Origin of the sequence: Sphaerisporangium sp. NPDC049002 (assembly GCF_040649355.1) — a bacterium.
GTDB lineage: Bacteria > Actinomycetota > Actinomycetes > Streptosporangiales > Streptosporangiaceae > Sphaerisporangium.
On record NZ_JBEZFH010000016.1, the window covers coordinates 39,297 to 61,153 of the forward strand.

At 71.7% G+C, this 21,857-nt stretch carries 16 protein-coding genes; 12 read left to right on the forward strand and 4 right to left on the reverse strand.

What is annotated here, in order from left to right; genetic code table 11:
- Window positions 1–91 precede the first annotated feature (91 nt).
- Complete coding sequence (locus AB0B89_RS06190) at window positions 92–2,668, forward strand: bifunctional FO biosynthesis protein CofGH (RefSeq protein WP_358548879.1); 2,577 nt, start codon at window positions 92–94, stop codon at window positions 2,666–2,668.
- Window positions 2,669–2,815: 147 nt separating this feature from the next.
- Window positions 2,816–4,588, forward strand: a complete 1,773-nt coding sequence (locus AB0B89_RS06195) for a substrate-binding and VWA domain-containing protein (RefSeq protein ID WP_358548882.1) — start codon at window positions 2,816–2,818, stop codon at window positions 4,586–4,588.
- A gap of 69 nt (window positions 4,589–4,657) precedes the next feature.
- Here the strand turns inward: AB0B89_RS06195 and AB0B89_RS06200 are convergent, their stop codons facing one another.
- Together AB0B89_RS06200 and cofD are read right to left on the reverse strand one after the other, a co-directional pair.
- Entirely contained in the window at window positions 4,658–5,956 is a 1,299-nt protein-coding gene (locus tag AB0B89_RS06200; protein WP_358548884.1) for a coenzyme F420-0:L-glutamate ligase, read from the reverse strand.
- Window positions 5,953–6,879 (reverse strand): 2-phospho-L-lactate transferase, encoded by a 927-nt coding sequence (cofD, locus tag AB0B89_RS06205; RefSeq protein WP_358548887.1) that lies wholly within the window; start codon window positions 6,877–6,879, stop codon window positions 5,953–5,955. Before cofD ends, AB0B89_RS06200 begins: the two co-directional genes overlap by 4 nt.
- A 215-nt stretch (window positions 6,880–7,094) precedes the next feature.
- Between cofD and AB0B89_RS06210 the strand changes: the two genes are divergently transcribed.
- The 4 genes from AB0B89_RS06210 to AB0B89_RS06225 all read left to right on the forward strand — a co-directional run bounded on the left by AB0B89_RS06210 (window position 7,095) and on the right by AB0B89_RS06225 (window position 14,874).
- Window positions 7,095–9,611 (forward strand): hypothetical protein, encoded by a 2,517-nt coding sequence (locus AB0B89_RS06210; RefSeq protein WP_358548890.1) that lies wholly within the window; start codon window positions 7,095–7,097, stop codon window positions 9,609–9,611.
- A gap of 280 nt (window positions 9,612–9,891) precedes the next feature.
- Window positions 9,892–10,134 carry a WhiB family transcriptional regulator gene (locus AB0B89_RS06215; protein ID WP_114031515.1) on the forward strand — a complete coding sequence of 81 codons (243 nt, stop codon included), beginning with the start codon at window positions 9,892–9,894 and terminating at the stop codon, window positions 10,132–10,134.
- A 238-nt stretch (window positions 10,135–10,372) separates the two neighbouring features.
- Window positions 10,373–13,447 carry a glycosyltransferase family 2 protein gene (locus AB0B89_RS06220; RefSeq protein ID WP_358548893.1) on the forward strand — a complete coding sequence of 1,025 codons (3,075 nt, stop codon included), beginning with the start codon at window positions 10,373–10,375 and terminating at the stop codon, window positions 13,445–13,447.
- Window positions 13,444–14,874: a DUF5719 family protein gene (locus AB0B89_RS06225; protein WP_358548896.1), complete on the forward strand. Its 1,431-nt coding sequence runs from the start codon at window positions 13,444–13,446 to the stop codon at window positions 14,872–14,874. Before AB0B89_RS06220 ends, AB0B89_RS06225 begins: the two co-directional genes overlap by 4 nt.
- 14 nt (window positions 14,875–14,888) lie before the next feature.
- On the opposite strand, the gene AB0B89_RS06230 is transcribed toward AB0B89_RS06225, so the two are convergent.
- The gene (locus AB0B89_RS06230) at window positions 14,889–15,353 is read right to left on the reverse strand and encodes a metallopeptidase family protein (RefSeq protein ID WP_358548899.1); all 465 of its coding nucleotides are present in this window, start codon (window positions 15,351–15,353) and stop codon (window positions 14,889–14,891) included.
- Window positions 15,354–15,549: 196 nt separating this feature from the next.
- On the opposite strand from AB0B89_RS06230, the gene AB0B89_RS06235 reads away from it, so the two are divergent.
- The 5 genes from AB0B89_RS06235 (at window position 15,550) to AB0B89_RS06255 (ending at window position 19,858) form a co-directional block, all read left to right on the forward strand.
- The gene (locus AB0B89_RS06235; RefSeq protein WP_358548902.1) at window positions 15,550–15,915 is read left to right on the forward strand and encodes a DUF3499 domain-containing protein; all 366 of its coding nucleotides are present in this window, start codon (window positions 15,550–15,552) and stop codon (window positions 15,913–15,915) included.
- A 268-nt stretch (window positions 15,916–16,183) separates the two neighbouring features.
- Window positions 16,184–17,542, forward strand: a complete 1,359-nt coding sequence (locus AB0B89_RS06240) for a phosphomannomutase/phosphoglucomutase (protein ID WP_358548904.1) — start codon at window positions 16,184–16,186, stop codon at window positions 17,540–17,542.
- 1 nt (window position 17,543) lies between these two features.
- Window positions 17,544–17,717 carry a Trm112 family protein gene (locus tag AB0B89_RS06245; RefSeq protein WP_358548907.1) on the forward strand — a complete coding sequence of 58 codons (174 nt, stop codon included), beginning with the start codon at window positions 17,544–17,546 and terminating at the stop codon, window positions 17,715–17,717.
- Entirely contained in the window at window positions 17,714–18,835 is a 1,122-nt protein-coding gene (locus AB0B89_RS06250; RefSeq protein ID WP_358548910.1) for an SIS domain-containing protein, read from the forward strand. The genes AB0B89_RS06245 and AB0B89_RS06250 overlap by 4 nt, the downstream gene beginning before the upstream one ends.
- 63 nt (window positions 18,836–18,898) lie before the next feature.
- Window positions 18,899–19,858 carry a cation diffusion facilitator family transporter gene (locus AB0B89_RS06255; RefSeq protein ID WP_358548913.1) on the forward strand — a complete coding sequence of 320 codons (960 nt, stop codon included), beginning with the start codon at window positions 18,899–18,901 and terminating at the stop codon, window positions 19,856–19,858.
- 60 nt (window positions 19,859–19,918) lie between these two features.
- On the opposite strand, the gene AB0B89_RS06260 is transcribed toward AB0B89_RS06255, so the two are convergent.
- Entirely contained in the window at window positions 19,919–20,254 is a 336-nt protein-coding gene (locus tag AB0B89_RS06260) for a MerR family DNA-binding transcriptional regulator (RefSeq protein WP_358548916.1), read from the reverse strand.
- A 112-nt stretch (window positions 20,255–20,366) separates the two neighbouring features.
- Here AB0B89_RS06260 and ahcY point away from each other — a divergent pair, with 112 nt between their 5' ends.
- Window positions 20,367–21,794 (forward strand): adenosylhomocysteinase, encoded by a 1,428-nt coding sequence (gene ahcY, locus AB0B89_RS06265; RefSeq protein WP_358548919.1) that lies wholly within the window; start codon window positions 20,367–20,369, stop codon window positions 21,792–21,794.
- The last annotated feature ends 63 nt before the right edge of the window (window positions 21,795–21,857 follow it).

Genomic DNA, 21,857 nt, shown 5'->3' on the forward strand with positions numbered 1-21,857 from the left:
CAGTCTTACTCTTAAGGACCGCTAAACCCCTTGCCGGTCGGCGGGACCCCGCCCGAGTGCCGGGCCGCGGTGATTCCGTACTGTGCGTTCCATGGACGTGAACCCTACAGACGCCGCGATGCGGCGGGCGCTGGCCAGGGCCAGAGACGGCAAGGCGCTCGACGTGACGGAGGCCACGGTTCTGTTGCATGCCCGAGGGGCCGACCTGGACCGGCTCCTCGAATACGCCGGCCGCGTGAGGGACGCTGGGCTGGCCTCGGTGGGAAGGGAGGGGATCGTCACCTACAGCCGCAAGGTCTTCATCCCCCTGACCAGGTTGTGCCGCGACCGATGTGGCTACTGCACGTTCGCCACGGCTCCCGGCAAGCTTCCCGCCGCCTTCCTCAGTCCCGACGAGGTGCTGGACATCGCCCGCCAGGGCGCCGCCATGGGGTGCAAGGAGGCCCTGTTCACGCTGGGCGACCGCCCCGAGGACCGCTGGCACCAGGCCAAGGAGTGGCTGGACGCCCACGGGTACGACGACACCCTCTCCTACGTGCGCGCCATGGCGATCCGCGTGCTGGAGGAGACCGGGCTGCTCCCGCACCTCAACCCGGGCGTCATGACCTGGAGCGACCTGCAGCGGCTCAAGCCGGTCGCCCCTTCCATGGGCATGATGCTGGAGACGACCTCCCGGCGGCTGTTCGAGGAGAAGGGCGAGGCGCACTACGGCTCGCCCGACAAGGACCCGGCCGTACGGCTGCGCGTGCTGGAGGACGCCGGCCGCACCAACGTGCCGTTCACCACGGGCGTCCTGATCGGCATCGGGGAGACCGTCGCCGACCGCGCCGAGTCGATCTTCGCCATCCGCCGCGTCGCCCGCGAGTACGGGGCCGTGCAGGAAGTCATCGTGCAGAACTTCCGCGCCAAGCCGGACACGTCCATGCGCGGCATGCCGGACGCCGACCTGCACGAGCTGGCCGCCACGATCGCGGTCACCCGGCTCGTGCTCGGCGCCAGGACCCGCGTCCAGGCGCCCCCGAACCTCATCGGCGACGAGTACGCCCTGATGATCAGGGCCGGCATCGACGACTGGGGCGGGGTCTCCCCGCTGACGCCCGACCACGTGAACCCCGAGCGCCCCTGGCCGCAGATCGAGGAGCTCGCCGCCCGCACGGCCGAGGCCGGGTTCACGCTCAAGGAGCGGCTCACGATCTACCCGGAGTACGTCCTCGCGGGCGAGCCCTGGCTGGACCCGCGCCTGCGCGGCCACGTGGCAGCGCTGGCCGACCCGGAGACCGGCCTGGCCCTTCCGGGCGTGCTCCCCGCCGGCCTGCCGTGGCAGGAGCCCGACGGCGGGTTCGCCTCGACGGGCCGTACGGACCTGCACGTCGAGGTGGACTCCACGGGCCGGACGCAGGACAGGCGCGACGACTTCGACAACGTCTACGGTGACTGGGACGCCCTGCGCGAGCGGACGCCCGCCCCGAACGGGACGCCGGCGGGCACCGCGATCGCCGCCGACATGCGTGAGGCGCTGCGCCGCGCCGCCTCGGACCCCGCGCGTCTCACCGACGACCAGGCACTCACGCTGCTGAGCGCCGACGGGGCCGACCTGACAGAGCTGTGCCGGGTCGCGGACGACCTGCGCAGGCAGGCCGTGGGCGACGACGTCACCTACGTCGTGAACCGGAACATCAACTTCACCAACGTCTGCTACACCGGCTGCCGGTTCTGCGCGTTCGCGCAGCGGCGCACCGACGCCGACGCCTACACCCTGTCCCTCGACCAGGTCGCCGACCGGGCGGCCGAGGGGTGGGAGGCGGGGGCGACCGAGGTGTGCATGCAGGGCGGCATCCACCCCGACCTGCCCGGCACGGCCTACTTCGACATCGCCAGGGCGGTGAAGGAGCGGTGCCCGGAGATGCACGTCCACGCCTTCTCGCCGATGGAGGTCATGAACGGCGCGAGCCGCACCAACATGTCGGTCCACGACTGGCTCGTGGCGGCGAAGGAGGCCGGGGTCGACTCGCTGCCGGGCACGGCGGCCGAGATCCTCGACGACGACGTGCGCTGGGTCCTGACCAAGGGCAAGCTCCCCACCAGGGAGTGGGTGGACGTCGTCACCACCGCCCACCGCGTGGGCATCCCGACGACCTCGACGATGATGTACGGCCACGTGGACACGCCCGCGCACTGGGTGGCGCACATCCGGCTGATCCGCCGCATCCAGGAGGAGACCGGCGGTTTCTCCGAGTTCGTGCTGCTGCCTTTCGTCCACCACAGCGCGCCGATCTACCTGGCGGGCATCGCGCGGCCGGGCCCGACCCCCAGGGAGAACCGCGCCGTGCACGCGCTCGCGCGGATCATGCTGCACGGCGCGATCGACAACATCCAGTGCTCGTGGGTGAAGCTCCAGGACGAGCTGTGCCGCGCCGTGCTGTCGGGCGGCGTGAACGACCTGGGCGGCACGCTGATGGAGGAGACGATCAGCCGCATGGCCGGCTCGGAGAACGGGTCGTACAAGACCATCACCGAGATCGCCGCGATGGTCGCGCCCACCGGACGCCCGCTGCGCCAGCGCGTCACCGGGTACGGCCGGCCGTCCGAGGAGCGCGTCGCGGCGGCGAGGGCCAGCGACGGCGTCTGCCGCAGCGTGCGCAGGACCATCCCCCTGCTGGCGCAGTAGGGGCGGCCCGTCCGACCGGAAGGCTTATCAGACACGGGTATAACAAGTTCTCCATTTCCGTCTTGGGGATACTTGCGCTGTCTACGGTGTCCGTTGGGAGAATCGTCCGACTCCTCCCTGTAACACGAGACACCGAGAGGCGAACCCGTGGCGACAGGTCGACACGGTCGGCACCGCGCGGAACCGGTCTTCGAGCCCCCGCGCCGGCGGACCGGGCGCCGCGGCCCGCTGGCGGCGGTCATCGTCGTCGTGCTGGTCGCGGGGGCGCTCGTATGGGCCGGTCGGCGCGGGGAGGGCTCGTGCTCGTCCCGCGACCCGGTGCTCGTCGGCGTGGACGCCGCGGTGGACATCGCCCCGGTCGCCATGGAGGCCGCCGGGCGGTTCAACGCGACCAGGGCGGCCGTGGACGGGCGCTGCGTGCTGGTGCAGGTCACCGAGCAGTCCCCGGCGCCCGTGCTGCGGACGCTGATCGGCGACCGGGCCGGGGTGCTCGCCCAGCGGCCCGACGCCTGGATCGCCGACTCCTCCGCGTGGATCCGGCTCGCGCGCAAGCAGGGCGCGCCCGGCGTGGCGCCCAGCGAGACCGTGGTGGCCACCTCGCCGCTGGTGTTCGCGACCAGGCGCTCCCTGGCCCAGCGGTTCGCCACCGGGAACACCGAGATGAGCTGGGAGATGGTCTTCCCGGCCACGGCGAGAGGACGGCTCCAGCCGACCGAGGACGAGCCGGACATCGTCCGCGTCCCCGACCCGTCGGTGGCGGGCGCCGGCATCGCCACGGTGGCCGCCGCCAGGGACATCGCGGGCGAGGGCGGCCGGGGGGACAAGGAGCTGACCGCCTTCGTCCGGATGGCGCAGGCGGGCTCGGCCCCCGACTACCGCTCGATGCTCGCCGCCGTGGACGACCACTCGTTCTGGAAGCGGCCGGTCGTCGTCGTGCCCGAGCAGTCGGTGTGGCTGCACAACCGGACGCCCTCCGCCGACCCCGTCGTGGCGCTCACCCCCAAAGAGGGCACGATCATCCTCGACTACCCGTACGTGGTCACCTCCTCGGACCCCGCCGATTCGGCCGGCGCGCGGCTCTTCGGGAACTGGCTGACCTCGGCGGAGGTGAGGACGGCGGTGCGCGGCGGCGGGTTCCGCCTCCCCGACGGCAAGGACGCGCCGCTGGACGCGGGGCCGGAGATCCCGGCCGGTCAGCCGAGGCCGCGCCCGTCCATCACGCCCCTGGTGATCGACGAGGCCCTTGACGCGTGGAGCCGCCTCGCGCCGCCGAGCAACATCCTGGTGCTGGCCGACGCCGCCAGGCACATGGCCGAGCCCATCGCGGGCGGCAAGGGCGACACCCCGCTGTCGGTGGCGCTCAAGGCCACCCACCTCGGGCTCCAGCTCTTCCCGGGCTCCACCCGGATGGGCCTGTGGGAGTTCGCGGACGGGCTGGACGGCGGCAAGGGGTACCGCTCTTTGGTCCGGCTCGGGCCGATCACCCAGCCGGACGGCGAGGACGACCAGCTCACCAGGCAGAGCCGCCTGGACCGGTTCACCCAGACGCTAAAGGCGTACAAGGGCCGCGACAGCTCGCTCTACGACTCGATCTTCGCGGGGTTCCGCGAGGTGACCGACGAGTACGACCCGGCGATGAACAACTCGCTCCTGGTCATCACGGCCGGCAGGGACGACGGCAAGGGGCTCTCCCGGCAGGCGCTGGTGGACAGGCTCAGAAAGGACTGGGACCCCGACCACCCCGTGCAGATCATCGTGCTGGCCTTCGGCAGGAACGTCGACCGCGCCGCCCTGGGTGAGATCACCTCGATCACCAATGGGTCCCTGCACGTGGCCACCGGGCCCGGCGAGATCATCGACGTCTTCCTGAGCGCCCTGGCCCGCCGCCTGTGCCACCCCACCTGCGTCAAGCCCGGCTGAGAAGGCCCGGTTCAGAAGGCGGGTGACCACCGCCGGGACGTGGCGGTGGTCCTCCTCGTCGGCGGTGGCTCAGCGGGTGACGACGAAGTCGGCGGCGTCCCGGGGGGGACGGTCGCGCGGCGGGGCGGAGGGGTGGCCCACGGCCACGGCGCCCATGGGATCCCAGGACTCCGGCAGGTCGAGGACCTCCCGCACGACCTCGCGGCAGAACATCGTGGAGGACACCCACGCCGAGCCCAGGCCCTCGACAGCGAGGTGGACCAGCAGGTTCTCCACGCCCGCGCCCATAGCGACGACGAACATCTCGCGCTCGGCCGCGTTGCGGCGGTCGTCGGGATAGGTGTGCGAGCCGTCCATGACCAGGCAGGGGACCACCAGGTAGGGCGCCCTGCGCAGGACGTCGCCGCGCCTGACCCTGCGCGTGATCGACTCCTCGGTGAAGCCGGTGGCGCGCAGGTCGCGGATCCAGGCCTCCAGCATGGCGTCCAGCAGCTTCTCGCGTGCCGAGGGCGACTCCAGCAGCACGAAACGCCACGGCGTCGTGTGGTGGGGAGCCGGGGCGCTGATCGCGGCGCCGACGGCCCGCCTGACCGCCGCAGGGTCCACAGGTTCGGGGGAGAAGTCCCTGATCGTGCGGCGGGCGAACAGCACGTCGGCGGAGCCGTACCGGAACATGTCCTCGTCGGCGGGCCGTACGAGCGGCCGTACGCCCGGGCCGTCCTCGGCGGTCACCAGGTGGGACAGCCCGCGCACGACCGCCACCGGCACCCCGTCGAGCTTGCCCTTGACCAGCTCGGCCGCCGACGCGATCTCGTCGGCCAGCGCGGTGACCGTCGCGGACAGCGGGTTGCCGTAGGTGTCTGACCTGCCGCGGAAGTCGTCGAGCGGCCGGACGCCCGCGGCCCCGATCGCCACGTCGGTCAGGCCGTTGCGCCAGGGGCGCCCGAAGGTGTCCGACACGATGACCCCGGCGTTGACCCTCAGGCCGGCCCGGATGCGGCGGGCCGAGGCGTCCGGGTCCTCGGGGAGCAGCAGCACGGTGCCGGGCTCGGTGTTCGAGGCGTCCACCCCGGCGGCGGCCATGACGAAGCCGTGCCGCGTCTGGGCGATCACGGTCTCGCCGCGCCGCGCGACGACGCGGGCGGTCTCCTCGGCGATGGCCGCCGCGCGGCTGTCGCCCTTCCGGACGCGGCCCTCGGCCTTGCTGACGATCTTGGAGGTGATGACGAGGATGTCGCCGTCCTCCAGGCCGGGCATGGCCCGCGTGACCAGCTCGGCGAGGTCGTCGCCCGGCCGTACCTCGGGCAGCCCGTGCACGCCCCGGACGCTGACCACCTGTCCGGCCCGGCCCGCCTGCGCGCCGCTCATCGGGCCAGCTCAAGCGCGGCGCGGGCGATGTCGGCGGTGGCGTCGAGGTCGCTCATGAGCAGGGGCCTGGCCACCACGCGGACCCCTTCGAGCGCGACGTCCTTGTCCTGTTCGGCGACCAGCCAGCCGTCGAGCAGGCGGGAGCCGTACAGCTCGAGCACGGCCTGGGCGCTGGTCTCCACGCCGATGGCGGTGAGGCACGCGTCGGCCATGCCGCGTACCGGGGCGCCGCCGACGATGGGGGAGACGCCGACCACGGTCTTGGCTTCGAGGGCCTCGCGGATGCCGGGGATCTGGAGGATGGTGCCGATGCTGACCACGGGGTTGGAGGGCGGGAGGATCACCACGTCGGCCTGCTCGATCGCCTCGATCACGCCGGGCGCGGGCTTGGCCTCCTCGGCGCCGACGAGCAGGATCTGCTCGGCCGGGACCGACGCGCGCAGCTTCACCCACCACTCCTGGAAGTGGATCGCGCGGCGGCCCTGCTCGTCGTTGATGACCACGTGGGTCTCGGCGCGGTCGTCGGTCATCGGGATCAGCCGCACGCCGGGCCGCCAGCGCGTGCAGAGCGCCTCGGTGATCGCCGACAGGGGGTAGCCCGCGTTCAGCATCTGGGTGCGCACGATATGGGTGGCGATGTCCTTGTCACCGAGGCCGAACCACTGCGGCTCCATGCCGTAGGCGGCGAGCTCGTCCTTGATGAGGTGCCGTTCGCCGGCACGGCCCCAGCCCTGCTCCTCGTCGATGCCGCCGCCGAGGGTGTACATCACGGTGTCGAGATCGGGACAGACACGAAGACCGAAAAGGGTGATGTCGTCACCGGTGTTGCCGATGACGGTGATGTCGGCGTCGGGGATGGCGGCCAGGAGTCCGCGAAGAAAACGGGCGCCGCCGATTCCACCCGCTAGGGACACGATGCGCATGCTGTCAAGTGTTCCATTGCCATCTTCTTGCCTGGCCCCGGGCTCGGGCATGGGCGAAGTGATCTCCGAAACGCCTGCTCACGGGCTTATGGAAAGGGTTGAATGGCTTTCATACGGGGCTTGTGTGATCAATGAGGTTGTTGGGTCCGGCGTCCTCGAAGTGGGGAGATGTGCGAAACTTCGGGTGCCGTATGACCCATTGGGGGGTAGTTGTGGTGAAAGTTGAGCCCGGACGGCTCCGCGAGCCTGCGGCGTTGATCATGCTTTCGGTGGTTTGCGCACAGGTTCTGGTCGCCGCCCTGGGATTGATCCTCGAAGACGGTTCGTTCGGCTCCCGGTCGGCGGGCGCGCTCGGCGCGCTGACCTCTCCGCTCCGCCCGGCGCTCGCGATCGGCGCCGTCGTCCTGGTCACCAGGTTAGGCGAGCCGACCCGGCGTGCGCGGCTCGTGAACCTCGGCGCCGTCGCCGCACTGGCGGTCGCCGCGCTCTTCGGCTTCATCAGCCTCATCGGCGTGCTCCTCGGCGGCGGCACGGGCGGCTGGAGCATCATCGAGTACCTGCTGACCGGCGTGCCCGCGCTCGCCCTCATCGCGGTCGCCCTGGTGTACGCGCTCTCCATCCTGCCGTCCGGCGCGCCCTCGGCGGTGCGGCCCGGGCAGGCCGCGCCCGGCCAGGGGCTGTACCCCCCGCAGCCTCTCCACGGCGACAACCCCGGGTACGGTGTGCCCGGCGGCCACCCCGACCAGGCTCCGTACGTGCCCGCCCAGAACGGCCCCGCCTCCGCGCTTCCCGCGCTGCCCCCGGCTCCGTACGCCCCCCAGCAGCAGCCGTACGGGCAGGGTGACCAGCGGCCCGCGGAGACCTACGCCCAGCAGCAGCCGGGTCCCGACCCCTACCCGCAGCCGCAGTTCGCCCAGCAGGGCGAGACGCACCAGCCGCAGTTCGCCCAGCAGGGCGAGACGCACCAGCCGCAGTTCGCCCAGCAGGGGGAGCAGCAGTTCCCCCCGCAGGGTGATCAGCAGTTCGGCCCCCAGGGCGAGCAGCGATTCGGGCCGCAGAGCGAGCAGTTCGGCCCCCAGGGCGAGCAGCGGTTCGAGCCGCAGAGCGAGCAGTTCGGGCCGCAGGGTGATCGGCAGGTGCGGCCGTACGTTCCCGCGAACGAGGCGGGCCCCCTCGGCGACACCTCCTACGCGCCCCAGCACTCCCAGCCGCTCGACGCTTACGCGGCGGCCCTGAAGTCCGAGCCGTACGCGCAGAGCGCCCCGGCCGAATCCGCCGCCGCGCAGTCCTCCGGGTCGTACGGGCCGTCCTCCGCGTCTCCGTACGCCCCGCAGCCCTCCGGCCCGTACGGCCAGCAGAGCCAGCCGGGGCAGCAGAGCCAGCCGGGCCAGCACGGGCAGCAGGGCCGGCAGGCGTCCGACCCGTACGCTCCCCAAGGGTCCGACTCGTATGCCCCTCAGGCGGGCTCGCCGTACCCGCACTCGGGCGGGGGCGCGGGTGCCTTCGGCATGAACGACGCCTTCACGACCGGCGCGCGCCAGGCCGTGCCCGAGCCGCTCACGGCGCCGACCGCCTTCGACCAGCCTCACGCCTACGGCCGTCCCCCGGCGCAGGCCGGCGCCCCGTACGGCCAGACGGGTCCGCAGCCGAGTGCGCTGGACCAGCCGTCTTCGTCTTACGGTCAGACGGGTCCGCAGACGAACCCGCTGGACCAGCCGTCTTCGTCTTACGGTCAGACCGGTCCGCAGACGAACCCGCTGGACAAGGCCCCGGTCCACGGACAGACAGGCCCGCTCGACCAGCCTTCTCCGTCCTACGGTCAGTCCGGTCCGCTGGACCAGCCGTCTTCGTCCTACGGCCAGACCGGCCCGCAGGCGAACCCGATGGACCAGACGCAGGTCTACTCCCAGCCGAGCCCGCAGCCCAGCCCGCTGGACCAGCCTTCCCCGTCCTACGGTCAGACCGGCCCGCAGGCGGGCCCGTACGGTCAGGCCGGTGAGCCGTACGGCGGCTACTCCGGCGCCGACTTCGGCCGCCGGCCCGAGCCCTCCCCGCTGTATGCCGAGGCCGCCGACGCGCGCCAGCAGCAGATCGCGCATGCCTACCAGCAGGCGCAGAGCTACCAGCAGTCGCAGGCCGGGTCGCCCTCGGACGGCGGCGGCACCCAGGGCGAGTACGCCACCGGCACGCATCCGGTGAGGACGCCGGATTACACCCCCGGCTACAGCGGCAGCCCGTTCGGCCACCCGCAGTCGGCGGGGGACTCCTCGGGCTACTCGCGGCCCCCGGCGGACGCGCAGCCGTACCGGCCGGCCCAGGAGCAGCCGTATCCCCAGGCCCAGGACCAGCCGTACCAGCGACCGCAGGACCAGGGCTACCCCCAGCCCCAGGACCAGGCGTACCCCCAGTCGCAGGATCAGGGCTATCCCCAGTCGCAGGACCGGCCGTACCAGCAGGCGGCGGAGCAGCCGTACCAGCCGCAGCAGCCGGCCTGGGAGGATGTCGCCGTGGACAGTACGGTCCGCTTCGACCCCAAGGCCTTCCAGAACGACCCGCTGAACGCCCCCATGCCCCCGCCCGGGTCGCAGGGGCACCGGGACGAGCCGATCGATCCGACCGCCATCTACGCCCCCGACCGGTCGGCCCAGGCAAGGCCAGAGGAAAGCGGCGGTAGAGAACCGGCAGGTCCAGGTGTTGATCAGGGATCACGCTGGTACGGTTCCGACCGCTGAGGGCATTGAAGATCGGGGATATCAGAACGCCGTCGGGTCCCGCGTAGACGGCATACGCCGAAGACGGCCACATATTCCGCCAAGGCCCGCATACCGGGGTGAGCTGGTCTTTCCCCGGATACTGCCATGCTGCTTGACGCCACACGCGGCACACGCGTGTAATTACAACTGTGTTGTTACGCCTTTCACAGGGTGGGTATTGAGGAAGGTGTTCAAAAGGGGGGCTCCGTTGCGGAGCGGGCGGGCGATCGGCAGGAGGTGTGCATTGACCGATCTGGTCATGGCACAGGTGCTCGGCGCGGAAGAGCTGGGATGGCAGGAGCGCGCGTTGTGCGCGCAGACGGATCCGGAGGCGTTTTTCCCGGAGAAGGGTGGTTCTACCCGGGAGGCCAAGAAGGTGTGCCGGTCCTGCGAGGTGCGGGCCGAGTGCTTGGAGTACGCACTACAGCATGATGAGAGATTTGGGATCTGGGGAGGGTTGTCCGAGCGTGAGCGTCGCCGGATCAAGCGAGAGGCCGGCTGAGAGACCGTAACCGCCGGAAGGCGACGGTTACGTTTTGAGATACGACGACCGACACTGAGCGATCACGGTCACGGCCGAACGGCTAGGGTCTAGGGGGGCCATAGCCGGAGGCCGGGCGAGGGGACGTGAGCTCCGGTCGGTGATCTGGACCTGATTGGGAGAGTGGCAGACCCGGCGCGCTCGGGGTGCCGTATCGTGATCGGCGCAAGCCACACGAGCCCCCAAGGACACCACCTCCGTGCACCCGCCGCGTCAATCCGTCACAGCGATCATCGTCGCCCACGATGGCGCCCGCTGGCTGAGGGAGTCGCTGGAAGGCGTGCTCCGGCAGACGCGCCCCCTCGACAGGCTCGTCGGCGTCGACAACGGCAGCCGCGACGGCAGCGGGAAGCTCCTCGCCGAGGCCCTCGGCGCCAACGGCGTCCTGACCCTGCCTCGCTCGACCGGTTTCGGCGAGGCGGTGGCGGCGGTGCTCGAACGGCTGCCCCGCACGGGTGGCCAAGAGTGGATCTGGCTGATCCACGACGACTGCGCGCCCCACCCGCGGGCGCTCGAAGCGCTCCTGTGGGCCGCCGCCGAGGACGAGAAGGTCGCCATCCTCGGCCCGAAGCTCCGCGACTGGCTCGACCGCCGCATCCTGCTCGAAGTCGGCGTCACGGTCGACCGGTCGGGCCGGCGTGACACCGGCCTGGAGCCCAGGGAGTACGACCAGGGGCAGCACGACGGCGTCCGCAAGGTGCTGTCGGTGTCCACGGCGGGCATGCTGATCCGTCGCGACGTGTGGGAGGAGTTCGGCGGTCTCGACCCCGGCCTGCCCCTCTTCCGCGACGACCTCGACCTGTGCTGGCGGGTCACGGCCGCCGGCTACCACGTGCTGACCGTCACCGACGCGGTCGCCTGGCACGCCGAGGCGGCGACCCGGCGCAGGCGCCGCATGACCGCCAGCACCGACCATCCGCGCAGGCTCGACCGGCGCAACGCCATGTTCGTGATCATGGCGAACCTGCCCTTCCGGTCGCTGCTGTGGTCGCTGGTGCGCAACATCTTCGGCTCGGTGTTCCGCACGCTTCTGCTGCTGCTGGCCAAGCAGCCGGCCAACGCCCTCGACGAGGTCGTCGCGCTCGTCTCCGTGCTGGCCGCCCCCCGCCGTCTCATGAAGGCGCGAAAGGCGAGGAAGCAGGGTAGGAAACAGGGCTATCCCAAGGTGAAGCGGCTGCTCACGCCCTCGGGCATGGCCTACAGACGCCTCGCCGACATGGTCCAGAACTACCTGTCGGGGGCCGGGCCGATCGACTCCGCCGGGCGGCACCACGCGGTGATCTCCGAGCCGTCCAAGGGCGACGAGGGCGACGAGCTGCTGACCGACGCCGGCCTGATGCAGCGCGTCTTCGGCAACCCCGGCGTGCTGCTCTGCCTGGCGCTCGTCGCCGTCACGCTGGCCGCCGAGCGATCCCTGCTCTACGGCGGCCTGCTCGGCGGCGGCGCGCTGGTGCCCGTCGTGGGCGGCGCCTCCGACCTGTGGCAGTTCTACACCTCGGGCTACCACGCCAGCGGGCTCGGCTCCGACGGCTGGGCGCCGCCGTACGTCGCGGTCCTCGCGGCCCTGTCGACGATCTTCCTCGGCAAGACCTGGCTCGCGGTCTCGGTCCTGCTGCTCGGCTGCGTGCCGCTCGCGGGCCTGTCCGCCTACGTCGCCACCCGCTCGATGATCTCCTACCCGCTGGCCCGGGTCTGGCTGGCCGCCTCGTACGCGCTGCTTCCCGTGGCGACAGGAGCCGTCGCGGGCGGGAGGCTCGGCACGGCGGTGGTCTTCGTCCTGCTCCCCGCCTACGCCGCGCTGGCCTCCCGGGTCATCATGGGAGAGCGCCGCGTCGCGCGCCGGGCGGCATGGGCCCTCGGCCTGCTGCTGGCGGTCGGCACGGCGTTCGCGCCCCTGGTCTACGTGCTCGTCGCGGTCCTCGGCGGCCTCGCCGCGGTGTCCTTCGGCGGGGTGCGGCGCGGGGTGGGCCTCTCGCTCGGCATCGCGATGGCCGTGCCGATCGTGTTGCTGTTCCCTTGGCTGGTCCAGATCGCGGGCGACCCCGGGCGCATCCTGCTGGAGGCCGGGCTGCACCGCCCCGAGCTGGCCGACCCCCGGCTCACCGCCGAAGCCCTCCTGCTGCTCAGCCCCGGCGGCCCCGGCGTGCCGCCCGTTTGGGTGACCGGGGGCCTGATCGCCGCCGCGCTGGCGGCCCTGCTGTTCCGGCGGCACCAGATGGTCGTCATCGTCGGATGGGGCGTCACGGTCTTCGGCGTCCTGGTCGCGATCGTGGCCAGCCGCGTCCCCGTGGAGGGCACGCCCGCCTGGCCCGGCGTGCCGCTGGCGTTCGCCGCCACGGGCCTGATCGTGGCGGCGGCGCTGACCGGGCACCGCGTCATCGAGCTCAACCAGGCCGGGGGCCTGCGCAGGGTCGGCGCGGCGTTCATGGTCCTTGTGGCCTGCGCCTCGCCCGTCGCCGTGGCGGGGTTGTGGATCAAGGAAGGCGTGCGGGGGCCGCTCCAGCGCGGCGTGCCCAGCGTGATCACGGACTTCGCCGCCGCGAGCTCCTCCGAGGGCGAGGGCACGGTCGTGCTCCGCTCGGAGGACGGCGGGCGGCTCACCTTCACCGTGCTGCGCGGCCGTACTCCTCTGCTGGGGGAGACCGACCTGCCGGTCTCCGGCGCGATGCGGCAGCGGCTCTCCGACCTGGTCGCGGGCGTGGTCTCCGGGCGCGGAGGCGACGACGCCCTCACGCTGGCCACCTACGGCGTCAGCTTCGTCGCCGTCCCGGCTCCGGTCGATCCCAAGGTGCGGCGCTCGCTCGACGCGGACCCCGCGCTGGTCCGGGTGAACCTCTCGGCGACCGCCGGGCTGTGGCGCATGGTCCAGCCCCTCGGCCGGGCCTACCTCCAGGACCAGACCGGGGCGCGCACGCCCGTCCCGTACACCGAGGCGGCGGGCGGCGGCCTGACGGTCTCGGTCCCCGTGGGGCAGGGCACCCGCACACTGGTGCTGGCCGAGCCCGCCGGCGGGTGGAACGCCACGGCGGGCGGCTCGTCGCTGGCAGGGCGCACCGTCGACGGCTGGGCACAGGGCTTCGACGTGCCCGCCGCCGGTGGCCGCGTCACCGTGGAGTACGGAGCCTTCTGGCACGACGTCTGGCTCTGGGTGCAGGTCGCGCTCGTGGCGCTGGTCCTCGTCCTGGCCTCTCCGGGCGCGCGGAGCGCGGAGGCCGCCGACGAGTACGCCGAGATGCCGGTGGAGCGCGAGACCGAGGGAGTGCTGGTCCGGTGAGGGCGCTGATCGAGAACCGTTTCGCATTCCTCGCCCTGGTCCTGGTCGCCCTGACGGCCCTGTTCGGCGTGGCGTCCGTGACCCGTCCCGGCGTCGCCGCCGTGCCCGCCGTCACCCCGCACAAGGTCGCGGTCGAGACGGTCTCCACCGTCTGCCCCGACCCGGGCGGCGCGCGGGTCAGCACGATCACCCCGCCCGGCGGCAAGGGCGCGGGGCGTACCACGATCTCCGAGGTCAGGGCCGAGACCTCGCCGCTGGCGAGCCTCGACCAGCCCGGCCTGCTGTGGCAGCGCGACCTGCCCGCGAAGTCGGGGCCGCTGGAGGTCGCCGGCGTCGGCGCGATGGCGGCGGGGCTGGAGGCCGCGCAGACCACCCGCAAGGCCGATGGCACGGCGCGCGGGCTGGCCGGGGTGCGGTGCGCCGAGCCCGGCTCCAGCGCGTGGTTCGTCGGCCCTGGCCCGGCCGCCGCCGACGTCGTGCTCTATCTCGCCAACGCGGACGCCGCCCAGGCCGTCCTTGAGGTCATGGTCTACGCCGGCGAGGGTCCCGTGGTCAACGACTCAGGCAACGGCCTCGTGCTCAAGCCTGGGGAGCACCGCGCGGTACGGGTGCGCGACCTCGCGCCCTCACCCCTGGTCATGGCCGTGGAGGTGCGCACCATCAGCGGGCGCGTGGCCGCCTCGGCGCGGGCGGTCCTCGGGAAGGGCAAGGGCACCGACTGGCTCCCCGCCGCCGCCGAGCCCGCGACCAGCGTCGTCGTCCCCGGCATCCCCGGCGGTGGCGGGCTGCGCGAGCTGTACGTCACCGCGCCGGGGGAGGCCGACACGACCGTCCATGTGAAGGCGCTGACGGCCGACGGGTTCTACGCCATGAAGAACCGCGAGTCGCTCGACGTGACCGCCGGGTCCACGGCCTCGCTCGACCTGTCGACCGGCATCGGCGGGCAGCCGTCGGCCCTCGTGCTCACCGCCGACGTCCCGATCGTGGCCGGGGTGATGGCCACGGGCACCGGCACCAAGCAGGACGTCGCGTTCAGCGCGGGAGCGGTGCCGATCGACATCGGCAGCGTGGTCGCCGACAACCGCGCCGGGAAGAAGATCTCCTCCCGGCTGGTCCTCTCGGCGCCCGGCGCCGCAGGGAAGGTGCGCGTGCAGACGCTGCCGTTCAAGGGCGCCGCGCCCCCGCCCGTGGAGGTGGAGATCCCCGCGTCGCGCACGAAGGAGATCAAGCTGGCCCCTCCGGGGGTCCGGGGGGACTTCAGCGTGGTCGTGCTGCCCCTTCCCGGCTCCGGGCCGGTCTACGGCGGGCGGGTCATGGACGAGCGTGCCCCCGACGGGCTGCTCGTCACGACGCAGCCCCTGGCCCTCGCGCGCACCTGGGCGATCGTGCCGAGCATCTCCGAGGCGCCCACCGTGGTGCTGCCCTGACCGCGTGGCCGCGCTCAGTGGCGGTCGTCGTAACCGGGGTCCACGGTCTCGGGCGACAGGCCCAGAAGGTTGGCGACCTGCTCGACCACGACGTCGTGCACGAGCGCGCTCAGAGTGTCGCGATCGCGGGCCCTGGCTTCCAGCGGGCGGCGATAGACCACGACCACCGCCGGACTGCCGCTCTCGGCGGGCTGGACCCGGCCGAAGGGGATCGGGTCGGACGAGAGCCTGCCCGGCCCGTCGATCAGCTCGTCGGCCGGGGGGACCTCCTCGACGGCGAACTCGACGGAGGAGAGCTGCCCACCCCACTTCGGCTTCAGCCGGTCGACCGCGTCCAGCACGAAATCGTCGAAACGCTCGCTGCGGGAGCGCGCGATGGGCACGTGCGACGGGGCCAGCGGACCGCGCATGCCGCGGCCGTGCCGGTCGCGCCGCCGCGGGCCGTTGGGGCGGGGCTTGCCGCCGGGGGCCGAACTCACACAGCAAGCCTAGATCGTGGTTCTCTGGTCCCGCGCCCCACTCCCTGACGTCCCGTCGAACGGGCTGTCCGCCATGCGGTTTCAGGACCCGCCATACAGCCCGTAAAGGGACGGCAAGTGTCCGAATTGTGGCGACACGCTCGTTAAGAGCTGCCAGGTGGTGGCAATGTGAACGCGGACCGGATACGGTCCCTCCGTGAGCCCCGTCCGCAGCTGTTCCCGTACCGCCTGCAGGCAGCCTGCCGTCTTCACACTCACGTACGTCTACGCCGACTCGACCGCTGTGCTCGGACCGCTGGCGACGTACGTCGAACCACACTGCTATGACCTGTGCGCGGACCACGCGGAGCGGCTGACGGCCCCGCGTGGGTGGGAGGTCGTCCGGCTGCCGTCGGAGGCGGGGCAACCGAGCACCGACGATCTCGAAGCCCTCGCCAACGCCGTGCGCGAGGCGGCCAGGCCCACGCCCTCGACGGGCGAGCCCGTGGGGCAGGGCGTGGAGGTCGGCCGGCGCGGTCACCTGCGGGTCCTGCGGTCCGCCCAGCAGAACCTCGAACGCTGAGGCCGCCGCCGGGTCCCGGCCTCCGCGCCCTCCTCCCCGGAAAGCTCCTCACCGACCTGCCCGGAAAGCTCCTCACCGACCTCCCCGAAAAGCTTCTGGCCAGCCTCCCTGGAAAGCTTCTCACCGGCCTCCCCGGAAAAGATCCCCACCCGCGTCCCGGAAAGATCCCCGCCCACGTCGGCCCCGGACGCTTCCCGATCACCGTGAAAGGCCCGGGAGGAACGCAGTAGGCTCGGTCAGAACAGACGTGACTAGGTGCGGAGCGGCAGTGGGCGACCTCGCCAAGATCTTCAAGGCGTACGACATCCGTGGCGTCGTCCCCGGTGAGCTCGACGAGAAGACCGCCGAGGCCGTGGGCGCCGCCTTCGTCGAGGTCCTCGAAGCCGGCGCCGTGGTCATGGCACACGACATGCGCGCGTCCTCCGGCCCCCTCGCCGTGGCCTTCGCCCGAGGGGCGACAGGCAGGGGCGCCGACGTGGTCGACACCGGGCTCGGCTCGACCGATCTGCTCTACTACGCCAGCGGCAGCCTGGGGCTACCCGGCGTGATGTTTACGGCCAGCCACAATCCCGCCCGCTACAACGGGATGAAGCTGTGCCGCGCGGGCGCCGTCCCCGTCGGGGCCGACACGGGCCTGGTGCGGATCCGCGACCGCGCCGCCGAGCTGCTCGCCTCGGGCGTCCAGAGCACCGGCGGGCGCACGGGCACGGTCACCGAGCGCGACCTGCTCGACGGGTACGCCGCCCATCTGCGCGGCCTGGTCGGCCTTTCCGGCATCAGGCCCCTCAAGGTCGTCGTGGACGCCGGCAACGGCATGGGCGGGCACACCGTCCCCACGGTGTTCGAGGGTCTCCCGCTGGAGGTGACCCCGCTGTTCTTCGAGCTCGACGGCACCTTCCCCAACCACGAGGCCAACCCGATCGAGCCCGGCAACCTCCGCGACCTGCAGAAGGCCGTGCTCGACAAGGGCGCCGACCTCGGCCTGGCCTTCGACGGCGACGCCGACCGCTGCTGGGTCGTCGACGAGCGCGGTGAGTCGGTCTCGCCCTCGACGATTACCGCGCTGGTGGCCGTGCGCGAGCTGGCCAAGCATCCCGGGGCCACGGTGATCCACAATCTGATCACCTCGAAGGCGGTGCCCGAGATCATCGCCGAGAACGGCGGCGTCCCGGTGCGCACCCGCGTGGGGCACTCCTACATCAAGGCCGAGATGGCCCGCACCGGAGCCGTCTTCGGCGGCGAGCACTCCGCCCACTACTATTTCCGCGACTTCTGGTTCGCCGATTCCGGCATGCTCGCGGCGCTGCACGTGCTGGCCGCCCTCGGCGAGCAAGATCGCCCGCTGTCCGACCTGCTCGCGCGCTACTCCCGGTACGCCGCGTCCGGTGAGGTCAACAGCACCGTCGCCGACCAGGCGGCCGCGCTGGCGCGGGTCCGCGCGCGGTACGCCGGCCGTGAGGGGGTGACCGTGGACGAGCTCGACGGTCTCACCGTGTCGGGGTCCGGCTGGTGGTTCAATCTTCGTCCGTCCAACACAGAGCCGCTCCTTCGGTTGAATGCCGAGGCGGCCGACGAGAAGCTAATGGCGGCGACCCGAGATGAGGTCCTCGCCGTCGTGAGGAGTTGACGTGAAGATCGACGATTGGTTGCTCGACATCCTGGCCTGCCCGGCCTGCAAGTCACCGCTCAACGCTGTCACCCAGAGCGATGAGCTGGCTTGCAGTTCCGAGACGTGCGGGCTGGTCTACCCCGTTCGAGACGACATCCCGGTGCTGCTGGTCGACGAGGCTCGCAAGGCGTGAGCTCGTTCGAGCCCGAGCGGCTGGATGACGCGGCGCTCCTGACCGAGGGCGACCCCGCGGGCATGCTGCCCGCGGTGGCGTCCTCCGGCGCGCAGGTCCGCACCTCGCACCGGGGCGCGCTGGAGGCGGGCGTCTCCCGGATGTCCGTGGGCGACCGTCCCCGGGCGGTCGTGATCGCGGGGGTGGGCGGTTCCGCCATCGCCGGCGACATGCTCGCCGCCGTGTGCGGAGGCGGGGTCCCGATCCCGATCGTGACCGTGCGCTCCTACCGGCTGCCGGGCTGGGTGGGCGCCGCCGACCTGGTCATCGCCGTGTCCAGCTCGGGCACCACCGAGGAGACCAGGACCCTGGCGCTTGAGGCGGTGCGCCGGGGGTGCCGGCTGATCACCGTCGGACGCGCGGGGTCGCCGCTGGCGGCGATCGCCGAGCAGGCGTCCGCGCCGCACCTGCCGGTGGTGCCGGTCCAGGGGGCGGTCCGGCTGCCCCGGGCGAACCTCTGGGGGCTGACCATGCCCCTGGTCGCCGTGGCGTCGGCGCTCGGGCTGGCCGACGTGAACGCCGACGCGGTCGAGGCCACGGCCAAGCGCCTGGAGGACATCGCGCACCGCTGCCGGCCGTCGAGCGAGTCGTTCATCAACCCCGGCAAGACGCTGGCGCTGGAGATCGCCGACACGATCCCGATGGTCTGGGGGTCCTCGCCGGTGGCGACGGCGGCCGCGTACCGGCTGGCGACCCAGCTCAACGAGAACGCCAAGTACCCCGCCATCTGGGGCGAGATCCCCGAGGCCGATCACAACCAGGTGGTGGCCTTCGACGGGCCGCTGGCCCAGCGCGACATCTTCGGCGACGAGCCCTCCCTGGCCCTGCGGCTGATCGTGCTGCGCGACCTGGAGGAGCATCCCCAGGTGAGCAAGCGGCGCGCGATGTCGGTGCGCCTGGCGCAAGACCGCGGGGTGCCGGTCACCGAGATCACCGCCGAGGGGGCGCACCCGCTGGAGAGGCTGGCCTCGCTGGTGGGTCTCGTCGATTACGCGAGCGTCTACCTGGCACTGGGGTTCGGCATCGATCCGACTCCCGTGAGCGCCATCGCGGAACTTAAGGCAAGACTTTCCCAATAAGATCTCGTTGACCGCTTTACGGTGGGGTCAGAGAACGGCGTTACAGATGGGTGGAGACTGCGGGTGAGCGCGGGCGGCGGTACCAAGGCGATCATGGCGGCGCTGGGGGCGAACCTGGCGATCGCGGTGGCGAAGTTCGTGGCGTTCGTCTTCACGGGGTCGTCGTCGATGCTCGCCGAGTCGGTTCACTCGGTCGCCGACTCCGGGAACCAGGCGCTGCTGCTGCTCGGCGACAAGCGGTCGAAGAAGCGCGAGAACCGCAAGCACCCCTTCGGGTACGGCCGCGAGCGCTACTTCTACGCGTTCGTGGTCGCGGTCGTGCTGTTCACGATCGGCGCGGTCTTCTCCCTCTACGAGGGCATCGAGAAGATCGCGAATCCCCACCACGTGGAGTCCCCGATCTGGGCCTTCGGCGTCCTGATCTTCGCGATCGTCGCCGAGGGGTTCTCCTTCCGAACCGCGATCATCGAGTCCAACACGGTCAGGGGCGAGGTCTCCTGGTTCAACTTCATCCGCAGGGCCAAGGCTCCCGAGCTGCCGGTCGTGCTCCTGGAGGACTTCGGAGCCCTGCTGGGCCTGCTGTTCGCGCTCTTCGGCGTGACGATGTCCGTGGTCACGGGCAACGGCGTCTGGGACGGCGTCGGCACCCTCATGATCGGCATCCTGCTGGCGATCATCGCGGTGATCCTCGCGATCGAGACCAAGTCCCTGCTCATCGGTGAGAGCGCCGTCCCGGAGATCGAGGAGAAGATCTGCGAGGCGCTGGAGGGGGCCCCCGAGGTGAGCAGGGTCATCCACCTGCGCACCCTGCACCTCGGCCCCGAGGAGCTCCTGGTCGCCGCGAAGATCGCCGTGGAGCACGGCGACACGGCCTCCGACATCGCCAAGGGCATCGACGAGGCCGAGCGGCGCATCCGTGAGGCCGTGCCGATCGCCCGGGTCATCTACCTGGAGCCCGACCTCTACCGTGCCGGCCAGGCGACCGCCTCGCCGAACGGGGCGGGCGACGCCGCCCACTCCTGAGCGGGACGCCCACTCCTGAGCGGGACGCCCACTCCTGAGCGGGGTGTCGCTCCGCCGTGGTCAGCGGTCGCGGCGGAGCAGGCGCAGGGCCTTCTCCTTCTCGAAGTCGAGCGCGCGGCGCGGGGCGTGGATGCGGCCGATGCGCAGCCCGAGGTCGCGCACGGCCTGGGCGACGGCGGGCTCGCTGAGGACGCGCATGCCGAACGCCAGCTCGGCGGGCGACACGTCGAACCGTCGTTCCAGCTCCATGGCCTGGGTGACCGCCGCGAGCTCCTCGGGACCGAACCGCCGGTGGGAGCCGCGCTCTCGCGTCGGGGGCAGCAGGCCGAGGGCCTCCCGGTAGCGCAGCATCCGGGGGGACAACCCCAGCCGCTTGGCCGCCTCAGTGATGCGCATGGACCCGAATCTTACATTCTTTTGTCAGGTTCGCAGATCTGGGGATGCATTGGGGTGCGCGTGCCTCTTAAACTCGCAGAGACGCACTGACCGGGTTGAGGGGAAACACACTATGGACTTCAAGGTCGCCGACCTTGCGCTCGCTGATTTCGGCCGCAGGGAGATCCAGCTCGCCGAGCATGAGATGCCGGGCCTGATGGCCATCCGCCGCGAGTACGCCGAGGCGCGCCCGCTGAGCGGAGCCAAGATCATGGGCTCGCTCCACATGACCATCCAGACCGCCGTGCTCATCGAGACGCTGGTGGCGCTCGGTGCCGACGTCCGCTGGGTGAGCTGCAACATCTTCTCCACCCAGGACCACGCCGCCGCGGCGGTCGTCGTCGGCGCCGATGGCACGGCCGACGACCCCAAGGGTGTGCCGGTGTTCGCCTGGAAGGGTGAGACGCTGGAGGAGTACTGGTGGTGCACCGAGCAGGCGCTCACGTGGCCCGGCGGCGGCAGCCCCAACATGATCCTCGACGACGGCGGCGACGCCACCCTGCTCGTCCACAAGGGCGCCGAGTACGAGAAGGCCGGGGCCGTGCCCTCGCCCTCCGAGAGCGACCCCGAGGAGTGGAAGATCATCCTCGACCTCCTCCGCCGCACGGTGTCCTCCGAGGGCCGGTGGACCGCCGTGGCAAAGGAGATCAAGGGCGTCACCGAGGAGACCACGACCGGCGTCCACCGCCTGTACGAGATGTTCAAGGCCGGCTCGCTGCTCTTCCCGGCCATCAACGTCAACGACTCGGTGACCAAGTCGAAGTTCGACAACAAGTACGGCTGCCGCCACAGCGTGATCGACGGCCTCAACCGCGCCACCGACGTCCTCATCGGCGGCAAGGTCGCCGTGGTCGCCGGGTACGGCGACGTGGGCAAGGGCTGTGCCGACGCGCTGCGCGGCCAGGGCGCCCGCGTGATCGTCACCGAGATCGACCCCATCTGCGCGCTCCAGGCGGCCATGGACGGCTTCCAGGTCACCACGCTCGACGACGTCGTCGGCATCGCGGACATCTTCGTGACCACGACCGGCAACTTCGACATCATCACGGCCGACCACATGAGCCGTATGAAGCACAACGCGATCGTCTCCAACATCGGCCACTTCGACAACGAGATCGACATGGCCGGCCTGGCGAAGCTGCCCGGCATCGTGAAGACCGAGGTCAAGCCGCAGGTCCACACCTGGACCTTCGCCGACGGCCACTCGATCATCGTGCTGGCCGAGGGCCGCCTGATGAACCTCGGCTGCGCCACCGGCCACCCCAGCTTCGTGATGTCCAACTCCTTCACGAACCAGGTGATCGCGCAGATCGAGCTGTTCACCAAGACCGACGAGTACCCCATCGGCGTCTACGTGCTGCCCAAGCACCTCGACGAGAAGGTCGCGCGGCTCCACCTCGACGCGCTGGGCGTCAAGCTGACCCAGCTCACCAAGGCGCAGGCCGAGTACATCGGCGTCGACGTCGAGGGCCCGTACAAGCCCGACCACTACCGCTACTGATCGACCGGCCTTCGGGCCAGGCGAGGTCCCCGCGAGAGGTCGCGCGGGGACCTTTCGCCACAC